At 62.6% G+C, this 13,312-nt stretch carries 8 protein-coding genes and 2 pseudogenes; 8 read left to right on the top strand and 2 right to left on the bottom strand.

Annotated elements, in window-relative coordinates; genetic code table 11:
* The first annotated feature begins 3 nt into the window (after positions 1-3).
* Positions 4-1,788 (top strand): succinoglycan biosynthesis protein exop, encoded by a 1,785-nt coding sequence (locus tag MF410_RS15535; protein WP_097623895.1) that lies wholly within the window; start codon positions 4-6, stop codon positions 1,786-1,788.
* Positions 1,789-1,908: 120 nt separating this feature from the next.
* Positions 1,909-2,808 carry a bifunctional methylenetetrahydrofolate dehydrogenase/methenyltetrahydrofolate cyclohydrolase FolD gene (gene folD / locus MF410_RS15530; protein WP_097623896.1) on the top strand — a complete coding sequence of 300 codons (900 nt, stop codon included), beginning with the start codon at positions 1,909-1,911 and terminating at the stop codon, positions 2,806-2,808.
* 189 nt (positions 2,809-2,997) lie between these two features.
* Here the strand turns inward: folD and MF410_RS15525 are convergent, their stop codons facing one another.
* Positions 2,998-4,026 (bottom strand): substrate-binding domain-containing protein, encoded by a 1,029-nt coding sequence (locus MF410_RS15525; protein WP_097623897.1) that lies wholly within the window; start codon positions 4,024-4,026, stop codon positions 2,998-3,000.
* A gap of 297 nt (positions 4,027-4,323) precedes the next feature.
* Here MF410_RS15525 and MF410_RS15520 point away from each other — a divergent pair.
* The 6 genes and pseudogenes from MF410_RS15520 to MF410_RS15495 all read left to right on the top strand — a co-directional run bounded on the left by MF410_RS15520 (position 4,324) and on the right by MF410_RS15495 (position 11,376).
* Positions 4,324-5,686: pseudogene (locus MF410_RS15520) on the top strand (ABC transporter substrate-binding protein).
* Between the two features lie 185 nt (positions 5,687-5,871).
* Entirely contained in the window at positions 5,872-6,885 is a 1,014-nt protein-coding gene (locus tag MF410_RS15515) for a sugar ABC transporter permease (RefSeq protein WP_097623899.1), read from the top strand.
* Between the two features lies 1 nt (position 6,886).
* The gene (locus MF410_RS15510) at positions 6,887-8,050 is read left to right on the top strand and encodes a carbohydrate ABC transporter permease (protein WP_097623900.1); all 1,164 of its coding nucleotides are present in this window, start codon (positions 6,887-6,889) and stop codon (positions 8,048-8,050) included.
* Between the two features lie 34 nt (positions 8,051-8,084).
* Positions 8,085-9,736, top strand: a pseudogene (locus tag MF410_RS15505) (alpha-glucosidase).
* A 21-nt stretch (positions 9,737-9,757) separates the two neighbouring features.
* Positions 9,758-10,846 (top strand): sn-glycerol-3-phosphate ABC transporter ATP-binding protein UgpC, encoded by a 1,089-nt coding sequence (gene ugpC / locus MF410_RS15500; RefSeq protein ID WP_097623902.1) that lies wholly within the window; start codon positions 9,758-9,760, stop codon positions 10,844-10,846.
* A 176-nt stretch (positions 10,847-11,022) separates the two neighbouring features.
* Positions 11,023-11,376 carry a hypothetical protein gene (locus tag MF410_RS15495; RefSeq protein ID WP_003588490.1) on the top strand — a complete coding sequence of 118 codons (354 nt, stop codon included), beginning with the start codon at positions 11,023-11,025 and terminating at the stop codon, positions 11,374-11,376.
* A 75-nt stretch (positions 11,377-11,451) separates the two neighbouring features.
* On the opposite strand, the gene edd is transcribed toward MF410_RS15495, so the two are convergent.
* Positions 11,452-13,275: a phosphogluconate dehydratase gene (gene edd / locus MF410_RS15490; protein ID WP_097623903.1), complete on the bottom strand. Its 1,824-nt coding sequence runs from the start codon at positions 13,273-13,275 to the stop codon at positions 11,452-11,454.
* Between the last annotated feature and the right edge of the window lie 37 nt (positions 13,276-13,312).

Raw genomic sequence — 13,312 nt, 5'->3', positions numbered from 1 at the left:
CAAATGTACGATATCAGGGCCAGAAGCAGCTTTCACGATCGCGCAGCCACCCGGCCGGCGGCGGCCGGACCGGCGCGCGCCCATGACGATGGTTATGGACTGCCTGGCGTGCCCCGGTCGAACCGGGCCGATATCGCACCGCCCGAGGCCGAACTGCTGCGCGCCATCGGTCGCGCGCTGGAAGAGCAACGCGCCAAAGCCGCGCGCACGCCACCGCTGGTCGATCGCATCGAAACCATCCTTGGCAATCACCTGCGGGCCGCCAACGACATCGGCCATCCGCTTCCGCAGGAACATCCGCGCCGTGAGGAACCGGCTGCTCCGGCCATCGAGCCGATGATCTCGCCCGAACCGCTGGCAGCGATCCGTGAGGAACCGGCGGAACCTCGCACAGCAGCGCCGCGGCGGCGCGTCGGCGGCAGCGCACTTGTGATGACGGTCGCCGCAGCGACGATGATCGGCGCCGGTCTGCCGATGCTGATGCCGGCTTCGCCGGCCCTATACCGTGCCGAAGCAACGCTTGCGGTGAAGACCGATGCCGCAAGCCGGGCCGTCTTCACTGAAGCTGCGGCGAAAGGACTGATGTCGGCACGGGTGGTTGCTTCGACGGTCGCCGCTCTGAAACTCGATCACGATCCGGAATTTGCCGGTCAGAAGGCCAATGCGCTCGGGGTTGCGCTCGATTTGCTGTCGGCGACCGGGGCTGCTGCCGACCCGGCCTCGCGCGCCGAGGCAAGCTTGAAGCGTTCGGTCGAGATCCTGCCCGATGCCGCTGCCGGCACGATCCTCGTGCGGGTGACGACCGGCGACAGCGGCAAATCCATGCGTATCGCCGCAAGGCTTGCCGAAGCGGTTTCCCCGGCGAACCGTACCGGCGGCAACACCGAAAGCGACGCCGCCTTGCGCAAGGCCTATGACGAGGCGAAAGCGGAACTTGCAGCCTTCACGGCAAAGAGCGGCGAGGGCAACGTCAAGGTGGCGGTCGATCTTCGCCGCCAGATCGACAGGCTCGATGCCGATCTAAAACAGGCCGACCAGACTATTCTGGAGGCCAAGGCGCCGGCCGATCGGTTGAAAGCCGCAAAACTCGCCAGCGTGCTCGATGGTTCTCTCCCCTCCGATGTGCTCTCGCCGGCGCTGCAGGACTGGCGCGATAAATATGCGGTCGCCAGGACGGCGCTGGCGCAGCTTTCAGCCGAACTCGGCCCGCGCCATCCGCGGCTGTTGCAGCAGCAGGCCGAAATCGATGGTCTGAAGGAGAACATGGGCAAGGAGCTTACCCGCCTTGCCCAGGCCGCCAACGTCGCCGCCAAGACCGCCGTCGATACGCGCAAGGGCCTGAACGACCGGCGCAACACGCTGATTGCGCAAAGCCGGGATACCGGCGTCGATCTTGCCCGGCTGACCGAACTCAGCGAGAAGGTGGCCGCCGCGCGTTCGCGCCTGGACGATGCGGCCTCCGCCTCGGTGGGAACGGCCGCCGACGGCCATATCACTCTGATGAAGCCGGCGCTGGCAACGGCGGTATCGGCGCCCGAGGGCCTGACCAGCCGCTCGCTGGCCGGTGCTGCCGCGGGTCTCGCCGCCGGTCTTGCTGCGGCCTTCCTGTTGCGCCTGCGTAAACCCGTGGCCGCAGCCGAAGAGGAAATGCCGCTGTCTCAACCGCTATCTTTACCGCAGCCGGTCCCGGCCGAGGTCGACGAGATGGAGGCGCTGCGCTCCGAAATCTCCGGCCTGCGCGACCGGCTTCTTGTTCATGGCCTCGAGGCGCGGCAGCCGCTGCGCTGAACGGTCATTTCCTTGCATTTTTGATATTGCCTTGCTGCTTTCCGACAGGATAGGGCGTTAGCGGGCATTTGACGCTCGCCGATTATCCATAGATTGGCGCGAAACAGGGCGGAGAGACGCGTGACGACAGTAATCGACGGCAAGAACGTAGCTGCATCGGTCATTCAGATGGTCAAGAGTGCGACGGCAGCGCTGGAAAAGAGCAGCGGCGTCACCACCGGTCTTGCGGTCGTCATCGTCGGCGACGATCCGGCAAGTCACGCCTATGTCGGCTCCAAGGGCCGCATGGCCAAGGAATGCGGCTTCAAATCCGTCCAGCACACGCTGCCGGCAGAGACCAGCCAGGAGGATCTGGCAGCCCTCGTCGCCACCCTCAACGCCGATCCGTCGATCCACGGCATCCTGGTGCAACTGCCGCTGCCGAAGCCGCTCGACAGCGAGCCGATCATCCAGGCGATCCTGCCGGAAAAGGATGTCGACGGCTTGAGCATTGCCAATGCCGGCAAGCTCGCCATCGGCGACCTGAAGACCGGACTGGTCTCCTGCACGCCGGCAGGCGCCATGGTCTTCGTCCGCCGCACCCATGGCGAGGATCTCTCCGGCCTCAACGCCGTCGTCATCGGCCGCTCCAACCTGTTCGGCAAGCCGATGGCGCAATTGCTGCTCAATGCCAATGCGACGGTGACGATCGCGCATTCCAGAACCAAGAACCTCGCCGAGGTCTGCCGCAACGCCGATATTCTGGTCGCCGCCGTCGGCCGGCCGGAAATGGTCAAAGCGGACTGGGTCAAGCCGGGCGCAACGGTCATCGATGTCGGCATCAACCGCGTGCCAGCCCCCGAAAGGGGCGAGGGCAAGACCCGGCTCGTCGGCGACGTCGCCTTCGCTGAGGTCTCCGAAGTCGCCAGCACCATCACCCCGGTTCCCGGCGGCGTCGGGCCGATGACCATCGCCATGCTGATGGCCAACACGGTCATCGCCGCCCATCGCGCCGCAGGGCAGACCCCGCCGCAGTTTTGATTAATGCATGTCGCCCGGAAGTGTGCAGCCGTTCCGGATAAGGACATGCATAAAATAAAGAGCTAAAGCGCGTCGCACCAAAGTGTGGGGCGGTTTTGCCCAGGCAAAGCGCTAAGCGCTTTTGCCGCAAACGACATGCTCAAAAAAGGCTAAAGCGCGAGGAGCGAATCTGAAAGATCGCGACGCGCTTTAGAGCTGCTGCGGGGCAGGGCCGGTCGAGGCTCTGACGATCAGTTCGGTTTTCCAGAGTTCCTGTTCGGGAAAGGGGCCTGCCTGCTTCACCGTGCCGATCAGCCGCTGTGCGATGCGAACGCCGGCGGCTCTCAGCGAAGAGCGCGTCGTCGTCAGCGGCACGGAGAAGTTTTCCGGCTTCAACAGCGGCAGCACGTCGTCATGGGCGATCAGCGAGATGTCCTCGCCGAGCCGCAATCCCGCCTGGTTGACCGCGCGGATCGCGCCGAGCGCCAGCACCGTGCTGGCGCAGAGGATCGCCGTCGGCCTCGCCGGCAGCTGCAGGAAATGTTCCATTGCCAGCAACCCTTGCTCATCCGTCATCAGCGCATGGCTGATGCAATCCTCGTGGAGCGCCAGCCCGCGCTCGGCCAGCGCCGATATGACGCCGTTCTTCCTCCGGATGGCGAAATCGAGATGCATCGGCCCGTTCATCAGCGCAAAGCGCGTATGGCCGAGCTGCAGCAGCAGCCGCGTCGCATCGTAGAAGGCGCCTTCATTGTCGATGTCGAGATAGGGATAGTCCGGCTCGGAACCGAAGGATCGCCCGTGTACGACATAGGGCATGGAGAGCGATTTCAACATGGGAAGCCGCGGGTCGTGGCCGCGCATATAGGCGACGAACAGCGCATCGACATTGCCGCTGATCGCCAGGCGTCTGAGCGCTGCAACTTCGTCATCCGGGTCGGCCGGCATGATGACGAAGTGGAAGTCGTGGCGCACGGCCTCTTCGCCGAGCCCGGCCAGGAATTCGCCGAAATGCACGTCGGACTGGTGGCCGGGCGCCGTCGGCATGACGAGGCCGATCGAGCCGGCCTTGCCGGTCGCAAGCCGCTGCGCCGCCTTGTTCGGGCGATACCCGGTTTCCTTGACAGCTTGAAGCACGCGCTCCCGGGTGGCCTCATTGACCTCGGGATAACCGTTGAGCGCTCGGCTCACCGTCGTCTGCGACAGCCCCAGCATTTCCGATAGCTGTTTGAGATTCACCTGCTATGCTTCCTCCCGGCCCGCCCGTCGGCCGTTTCTAAAAGGCCTGCCGCCTCCCAGTGGCATCCAAAGCGCTTTCAATTATGTAGCATCTGGCGCGCTTGACTCAAGAAAAATCGCTCCATATTTCCCGACAGCCGCTGCTGCACCGTGATAATGGCCAGGTTGACGGCGGGTTTTCGTGAAATGACTTGACTCCATTCCACCGAAAGTGGAATGAGTTGGGTGTCAAAGCGCTTTGAAATTTCTTTTAAAGGGAATTCGGCGCGGTTGGGATTGTGATGGGAGGTTGATCACATGAAAAAGTCATTTTTGATGGGCGTTGCCGCGGCAGCGCTTTTTGCCGGTGCTGCATCCGCGGCCGATCTGAAATTTGCCCCGGGACAGGATTCCAAGTTCAACTGGAAGAGCTATGACGAATTCAAGGCCGCTCATGCCGATCTGAAGGGTCAGCCGCTGACGATCTTCGGGCCGTGGCGCGGCGAGGACGAGGCGTTCTTCCAGAGCGTTCTGGCCTATTTCACCGAAGCCACCGGCATCGATGTCAAATACTCCTCTTCCGAAAACTACGAACAGCAGATCGTCATCGACACGCAGGCGGGCTCGCCGCCGAACATCGCCGTTCTGCCGCAGCCGGGCCTCCTTGCCGATCTCGCCAGCAAGGGCTTCCTGACGCCGCTCGGCGACGAAAACTCCAAGTGGATCAAGGACAATTACGGCGCCGGCGACAGCTGGGTCGGGTACGGCACCTATAAGGGCAAGGACGGCAAGGAAGCCTTCTACGCCTTCCCCTATAAGGCCGACGTCAAGTCGCTCGTCTGGTATGTTCCTGAGAACTTCGAGGAAGCCGGCTACAAGATCCCGACGACCATGGAAGAGCTGCATGCCCTGACCGATCAGATCGTCAAGGATGGCGGCGTTCCCTGGTGCATCGGTCTCGGTTCCGGCGGTGCCACCGGCTGGCCGGCGACCGACTGGGTCGAGGACCTCATGCTGCGCATGCAGCCGCCTGAGGCCTATGATAAGTGGACGACCAACGAGCTGAAGTTCACCGATCCGGCCGTAGTTGCCGCGATCGACGAATTCGGCAAGTTCGCCAAGAACGAGAAATACGTCAATGGCGGTGTCGCGGCCGTGGCCTCGACCGACTTCCGCGACAGCCCGAAGGGTCTCTTCTCCGTTCCACCGAAGTGCTACATGCACCATCAGGCCTCGTTCATTCCGTCCTTCTTCCCTGAGGGCACGAAGCTCGGCCAGGATGCCGACTTCTTCTATATGCCGACCTATGCGTCGCATCCCGAACTCGGCAAGCCGGTTCTCGGCGCCGGCACGCTCGTCTCGATCGCCAAGGAACTCGAAGACGGCTCGCGCCTTCATCGACTTCCTGAAGACCCCAATCGCGCATGAGGTCTGGATGGCACAGTCGAGCTTCCTGACGCCGTATAAGGGCGTCAGCACTGAGGCCTATGCCAACCCGCAGATGAAGAAGGAAGGCGAGATCCTGACCTCCGCCACCACTTTCCGCTTCGACGGTTCCGACCTGATGCCGGGCAAGATCGGCGCCGGCGCCTTCTGGACGGGCATGGTTGATTTCGTCGGCGGCAAGTCGGCTCAAGAGGCTGCTGGCGAAATCCAGAGCGCCTGGGACGGCATCAAGTAATTTCCAAAATGATGCCGCCGGCTTGCCGGCGGCATGGCCTGCATGGCTGGCCGGGTTCGCAAAGAGCCCGGCCATCGCAGGATATATTGTGATTGGGCAATACAACAGATTGACGATGACCGGCGCTGACCCGTCAGAATAACAACCGGTCGCAATAAGATCAGGGGAAGCAGGGGAGGGACGAAATGCTGTCGCAGATAGTGTCCGCTTTGGGCGTCGTGGTCGTCGCCGTTTTCGCGTGCTCGGCCTATTTCTATTTTTCGAACAAGATCCTGGATCTCGCTTTGCCGGTCAAGGATGGCGACATCCGCGCTGCCTCGCGCAATCTCAACCGCCGTGCCCTCGTGCGGCCGTGGTTGTTCGTCGGTCCGGCGCTCTTCCTGCTCGTCGTCTATCTCGTCTATCCGGTCGTTGCGACCTTCATCCTCTCCTTCTACGACCGCGCCGGCCAGCAGTTCGTCGGCGTCGCCAACTATCAATGGGCACTCGGCGACCGCGAATTCCGCCAGTCGATCTTCAACAACATCCTCTGGCTCGCCGTCGTGCCGGCCGCCTGCACCTTTTTCGGCCTCGTGATCGCCGTGATGACCGACCGCATCTGGTGGGGCAATATCGCCAAAAGCATCGTCTTCATGCCGATGGCGATTTCCTTCGTCGGCGCATCGGTCATCTGGAAATTCATCTATGAGTATCGCGGCGGCAACGACGTCCAGATCGGCCTGCTGAACGCCATCGTCCAGACGTTCGGCGGCACGCCCGAGGTGTGGATCTCCGTTCCCTTCTGGAACAATTTCTTCCTGATGGTCATCCTGATCTGGATCCAGACCGGTTTTGCCATGGTCATCCTGTCGGCCGCCCTGCGCGGCATTCCCGAGGAGACCATCGAGGCCGCCGTCATCGACGGCGCCAACGGCTGGCAGATCTTCTGGCGCATCATGGTGCCGCAAGTCTGGGGCTCGATCGCGGTCGTCTGGACGACGATCACCATCCTCGTCCTCAAGGTCTTCGATATCGTGCTGACCATGACGAACGGCCAGTGGCAGTCGATGGTGCTGGCGAACCTGATGTTCAACTGGCTGTTCCGCGGCGGCGGCGATTCCGGCCGAAGTGCTGTCATCGCCATCATCATCATGCTCGCCGTCACGCCGATCATGGTCTGGAACGTCCGCCGCGCCAACCGCGAACTGAAGGGCCACTGAGATGACCGCTGTCGGAAGCTACTTCAAGATCGGCCCCGCCCGTCTCTTCGTTCACGCCGCTGTTCTGTTGATCGTCATCGTCTGGCTGATCCCGACGCTCGGCATCTTCGTCAGCGCGCTCCGCGACAAGGACCAGATCGTCGTATCCGGCTGGTGGACAGCCTTTGTCGGCTCGACGCAGACCGTCGCCGTCCGCCTGGGCACGCCGGACCAACAGCAGCAGGAAGGCGCAACCTATGTCATCACAGGCAACGTGCTGGAGGGACAGACCGGCCGTTCGGTGAAGGCCTTCGGCAACCGCGTCCAGCAGCCGGCCGCCTTCAAGGCAGGCGAGACCGCCGATCTCGGCGACGGCGAAAGCCTGCTGATCAACAGCGACGGCAGCTATCGCTACATGAAGAACGCCGCCTTTTCACCCGACGAAAGGCCGCGGCGTATCTATGCGTCGGTTTCCGCGCCGCCAGAGTTCACGCTGCAGAACTACAACACGGTTCTGCGGGGCGAAGGCATCGGCCAGTCCTTCATCAACTCGCTGACCGTGACGATCCCGGCAACGATTATCCCGATCCTGATCGCCGCCTTTGCCGCCTATGCGCTGAGCTGGATGGAATTTCCTGGCCGCGCGCTGCTGATTGCGCTCGTCGTCGGCCTCATTGTCGTGCCGCTGCAGATGTCGCTGATCCCGCTGCTGCGCCTCTATAACGAAATCGGCAACCTGCTCGGCCAGCCGTCCAAGACCTATCCCGGCATTTGGCTCGCCCACACCGCCTTCGGCATGCCGCTCGCCATTTATCTCCTGCGGGCTTATATCGCCGGCCTGCCGAAGGAGATCATCGAATCCGCCCGCGTCGACGGCGCCAGCGACTTCGAGATCTTCACCCGCATCGTATTGCCTTTGTCCTTCCCGGCACTCGCCTCCTTCGCCATCTTCCAGTTCCTGTGGGTGTGGAACGACCTGCTCGTCGCTATGGTCTTCCTCGGCACCGACAAGGACCACCTCGTTCTCACAGGCAGCCTGAACGCGCTGCTCGGCTCGCGCGGCGGCAATTGGGAGATTTTGACGGCCTCGGCCTTCGTCACCATCATCGTGCCGCTGCTCGTCTTCTTCGGGCTGCAGCGTTATCTGGTGCGTGGCCTGCTGGCGGGTTCGGTCAAGGGAGGCTGACAATTTCCAAACGTGACTTCAGACAGGATATTCCATGACCGTGGCTCCCCAATCGATCTCGACCCCCGATAAAGACTGGTGGCGCGGCGCGGTGATCTATCAGATCTACCCGCGCTCCTACCAGGATTCGAACGGCGACGGCATCGGCGACCTGAAGGGCATCACCGCCCGCCTGCCGCATGTGGCAAGCCTCGGCGTCGATGCGATCTGGATTTCGCCCTTCTTCACCTCGCCGATGCGCGATTTCGGTTACGACGTTTCCGACTACGAGAATGTCGATTCGATCTTCGGCACGCTGGTGGATTTCGACACGATGATCGCTGAGGCCCATCGCCTCGGCATCCGGGTGATGATCGATCTGGTCATCTCCCACAGCTCGGATCAGCATCCCTGGTTCGTGCAGAGCCGTTCCAGCAAGACCAATGCCAAGGCCGATTGGTATGTCTGGGCCGATGCCAAGCCGGATGGCACGCCGCCGAACAACTGGCTGTCGATCTTCGGCGGCTCGGCATGGGCGTGGGATCCGACGCGCATGCAATATTACCTGCACAACTTCCTGACCTCGCAGCCGGATATGAACCTGCATAATCCTGAGGTGCAGGACCGTCTGCTCGACGTCGTGCGCTTCTGGCTCAATCGCGGCGTCGACGGCTTCCGCCTCGACACCATCAATTTCTATTTCCACGACCCGCTGTTGCGCGACAATCCGGCACTTGCGCCTGAGCGCCGCAACGCCTCGACGGCGCCGGCGGTCAATCCCTATAATTTCCAGGAGCATGTCTACGACAAGAACCGGCCGGAAAACCTTGCCTTCCTGAAGCGCTTCCGCGCCGTTCTGGAAGAATTTCCGGCGATTGCCGCCGTCGGCGAAGTCGGCGACAGCCAGCGCGGCCTCGAAATCGTCGGCGAATACACCTCCGGCAATGACAAGATGCATATGTGTTATGCCTTCGAATTCCTCGCCCCGATCCGCTCACCGCCGAGCGCGTCGAGGAGGTGATGGAGGATTTCGAAGCCGCAGCACCCGATGGCTGGGCCTGCTGGGCTTTCTCCAATCACGACGTCATGCGCCATGTCAGCCGCTGGGGCGGGCTGGTCGCCGATCACGACGCCTTCGCCAAGCTCTATGCCTCGCTGCTGATGACGCTGCGCGGTTCCGTCTGCCTCTATCAGGGTGAGGAACTGGCGCTAACTGAAGCTGATCTCGCCTACCAGGATCTGCAGGATCCCTACGGCATCCAGTTCTGGCCGGAGTTCAAGGGCCGCGACGGCTGCCGCACGCCGATGGTCTGGGACAGCCAGGTCGCCCAGGGCGGCTTTTCGACGGTGAAACCCTGGCTGCCAGTGCCGGTCGAGCATATCCTGCGCGCCGTCAGCGTCCAGCAGGGCGACGAGGCTTCGGTGCTGGAGCACTATCGCCGCTTCATCGCTTTCCGCAAGCTGCACCCGGCCTTTGCCAAGGGCGAGATCGAATTCGAGGAGCCGCAGGGCGACGCGCTGGTCTTCACCCGCGAATACGGCAATGAGAAGCTGCTCTGCATCTTCAACATGAGCCCGGCCGAAACCGGGGTCACTTTGCCTGCGGGAGAATGGCAGGCGTTGACGGGGCATGGCTTTATCAGCAACAACTATGGCGACAAGATCGATATTCCGGCCTGGGGGGCGTATTTCGCCCGTCTCGCTTAAGGATCAGCAGGGGAGAGAGACATGACTGGACTGACGCTGAAGGATATCCGCAAATCCTACGGTTCCGTGGACGTTCTCCACGGCATCGACCTCGATATCAAGCAAGGCGAATTCATCGTCTTCGTCGGCCCGTCCGGCTGCGGCAAGTCCACGCTACTGCGCATGATCGCCGGTCTCGAGGCGATCACCGGCGGCGAGATGTATATCGACGGCCATCTCGTCAATGACGTGCCGCCCTCCAAGCGCGGCATCGCCATGGTCTTCCAGTCCTATGCGCTTTATCCCCACATGACCGTCTTCGACAACATGGCTTTCGGCATGAAGATCGCCGGCGAAAGCAAGCAGGAGATCGACCGCCGCGTCAAGGCGGCGGCCGAGAGCCTGCAGCTGACCAAATATCTCGACCGCCTGCCGAAGGCGCTTTCCGGTGGCCAGCGTCAGCGCGTGGCGATCGGCCGCGCCATCTGCCGGGATCCGAAGGTCTTCCTGTTCGACGAGCCGCTCTCCAACCTCGACGCCGCGCTGCGCGTCGCCACCCGCATCGAGATCGCCCGCCTGAACGAACAGATGGCCGATACGACGATGATCTACGTCACCCACGACCAGGTCGAGGCGATGACGCTTGCCGACCGCATCGTCGTTCTCTCCGCCGGCAATATCGAGCAGGTCGGCGCGCCGCTGGAACTCTACGAGCGCCCGGCCAACCTCTTCGTCGCGAAATTCATCGGCTCGCCGGCGATGAACATCATCCCGGCGACGGTCGCTGCGACCGGAAACCAGACGACAGTGACGCTGACCGGCGGCATGTCGGTGACCCTCGATGTAGCGACCGGCGCTTCCGAAGCCGGCAAGCAGGCAAGCTTCGGCGTTCGTCCGGAGGATCTGAGGATCGCCGACGGCGCCGACTATCTTTTCGAGGGCGAGGTGTCGATCGTCGAAGCGCTCGGCGAAGTCACGCTGCTTTATATCGAAGGCCTGGTTCCGGGCGAGCCGATCGTCGTCAAGCTGCCCGGCATCTACGATGTGAAGAAGGGCCAGAGGATGCGTTTTGCCGCCGACAGGCAGAAGTTGCATCTGTTTGATGCGACCGGCCATAGCTACCGGAGATGAGAGAGCCATTTTTGGGGTAATAATCCCGAGAATTATACTTGACGGACCGGATTCTTACTTTCTGTTAAAGATCGGCTGCTACCTTTTCCCGGTCAATTTATGAGGGGGATAAGCACGTGGCCGCTTCCAATCCGTCACAGCCAAAATCTCATTTCCTGAGTAAGGAAGAATCCTTCATGTATGACCGCGAGCAGCGGTTCAAGATGGAGGACACGATGAATGCCGCGCGCATCGAATATACGGAAAAGGGTGTCATGCACGCGGCTTCGCGCCGCTGCGATATCGTCCGGATCTCGATGAGCAGCGCCACACTCGCGATCCTCACCCAGTTCAACCTGCCGAAGCAGTTCTATCTGGATATTCCGGATGCCCGCATCACCAAGGTCGGTTGCATACTGATGAAGGTCAACGCCAACAATACGATCGAAGTCCGCTTCCTGCGTCTGCTGACGCAAAAGGAGCTGAACAAGATCTTCGTCTACAGCACCCATCCGGCGCATCGCGACTACGTGCTCGATATCCGCGCCTGACGGATAAAGACTGGATAGCAAAACCCGCGGGTGCTTCGCGCGCCCGCGGGTTTTGTTTGTCTCCAGCGACCACGCTCAGTGGTGGAAGAGCACGCTTGCACCCTGATCCGAAGCGCCGACGGCGCGGCGGAACGGCGCGAAGAGTTCGCGGCCCATGCCGAATTCATTGTCGGAGAGATCGACGGTCACCGGCTCGCGCTCGGCCAGATCGGCCGCATCGACGAGCAGCTCGAGCGTGCCCTTGATCGCGTCCAGGCGGATGATGTCGCCGTCGCGGATGCGGGCGATCGGGCCGCCGTCAACCGCCTCAGGCGTCACATGGATCGCCGCCGGCACCTTGCCCGAGGCCCCCGACATGCGCCCGTCGGTCAACAGCGCCACGCGGAAACCGCGGTCCTGCAGCACGCCGAGCGGCGGCGTCAGCTTGTGCAACTCCGGCATGCCGTTCGCCTTCGGTCCCTGGAAGCGCACGACGGCGATGAAATCGCGGTTGAGCTTGCCTTCCTTGAAGGCGTCCTGCAGCTCCTGCTGGCTGTGGAAGATGATTGCCGGCGCCTCGATGATGTGGCGCTCCGGCTTGACGGCTGAAATCTTGATGACCGCCTTGCCGAGATTGCCACGCAGCATCTTCAGCCCGCCATTGGCCTGGAACGGCGTTTCGATGCTGGAGAGAACCTTCGGATCATGGCTCTTCTCCGGCGACGGCTCACGCAGGACGGTGCCGTTTTCGCCGAGCCGGGCATCGACCGTATAGGCTTCGAGACCCTGGCCGAAGACGGTGCGCACGTCGTCATGCACCAGGCCGTGCTTCAGCAGTTGCTTGATCAGGAAGCCCATGCCGCCGGCCGCCTGGAAATGGTTCACGTCGGCAAGCCCGTTTGGATAGACGCGGGCAAGCAGCGGCACCACTTCCGAAAGCTCGGCGATGTCCTGCCAGGTGAGCTGAATGCCGGCCGCGCGCGCCATGGCGACGAGGTGCAGCGTATGATTGGTCGAGCCGCCGGTCGCATGCAGGCCGACGACGCCGTTGACGACCGAGCGCTCGTCGATCATCTCGCCGGCCGGGGTGAATTCATTGCCGAGCGCGGTGATAGCCAACGCCCGCTTGGCGGCTTCGCGCGTCAGCGCTTCGCGCAGCGGCGTGCCGGGATTGATGAAGGAGGAGCCCGGCAGGTGGAATCCCATGATCTCCATCAGCATCTGGTTAGAATTGGCGGTGCCGTAGAAGGTGCAAGTGCCGGGGCCGTGGTACGACTTCGATTCAGCCTCCAGCAGCTCGGCGCGACCGACTTTGCCCTCGGCGAAGAGCTGGCGTACGCGCGACTTTTCGTCGTTCGGCAGGCCTGTCGTCATCGGACCGGCCGGAACGAAGATCGACGGCAGGTGCCCGAAGGACAAGGCTGCGATGACGAGGCCCGGCACGATCTTGTCGCAGACGCCGAGGAAGAGGGCGGCATCGAACATGTTGTGCGACAGGCCGACGCCCGCCGACATGGCGATCAGATCGCGCGAGAAGAGCGAAAGCTCCATGCCCGGCTGCCCCTGAGTGACGCCGTCGCACATCGCCGGCACGCCGCCCGCCACCTGCGCCACGCCGCCTGCCTCTGCGGCCGCCTCGCGGATGATCGCCGGATAGGTCTCGAACGGCTGGTGGGCCGAGAGCATGTCGTTATAGGCGGTGATGATGCCGAGATTGGGGATGTGGTCGCCGGCGAGCGCATCCTTATCGGCGGGGGAACAGACCGCAAAGCCGTGAGCCAGGTTGGCGCAGCCGAGCACCGAGCGCTGGACGCCCTTGGAAGCGGCGGCGCGCAGGCGCTCCAGATACCGCTCGCGGGTTGGTTTCGAGCGTTCGACAATGCGATCGGTGATCGCAGAAATGCGTGCGTGAGAGGACATGGAAGATCCCTGCCTTGTTCTGGTTCGTCTCAATGTG

Origin of the sequence: Rhizobium sp. C104 (assembly GCF_022354505.1) — a bacterium.
Lineage (GTDB): Bacteria > Pseudomonadota > Alphaproteobacteria > Rhizobiales > Rhizobiaceae > Rhizobium > Rhizobium redzepovicii.
This window is presented reverse-complemented; position numbering and strand designations above follow the sequence as displayed.

Excerpts from the sequence above, each read along its gene's own strand:
- MF410_RS15515 (WP_097623899.1), top strand. The coding sequence starts at position 5,872 with ATGCTGTCGCAGATAGTGTCCGCTTTGGGCGTCGTGGTCGTCGCCGTT.
- ugpC (WP_097623902.1), top strand. The coding sequence starts at position 9,758 with ATGACTGGACTGACGCTGAAGGATATCCGCAAATCCTACGGTTCCGTG.
- MF410_RS15535 (WP_097623895.1), top strand. The coding sequence starts at position 4 with ATGTACGATATCAGGGCCAGAAGCAGCTTTCACGATCGCGCAGCCACC.
- MF410_RS15510 (WP_097623900.1), top strand. The coding sequence starts at position 6,887 with ATGACCGCTGTCGGAAGCTACTTCAAGATCGGCCCCGCCCGTCTCTTC.
- MF410_RS15495 (WP_003588490.1), top strand. The coding sequence starts at position 11,023 with ATGTATGACCGCGAGCAGCGGTTCAAGATGGAGGACACGATGAATGCC.
- edd (WP_097623903.1), bottom strand. The coding sequence starts at position 13,275 with ATGTCCTCTCACGCACGCATTTCTGCGATCACCGATCGCATTGTCGAA.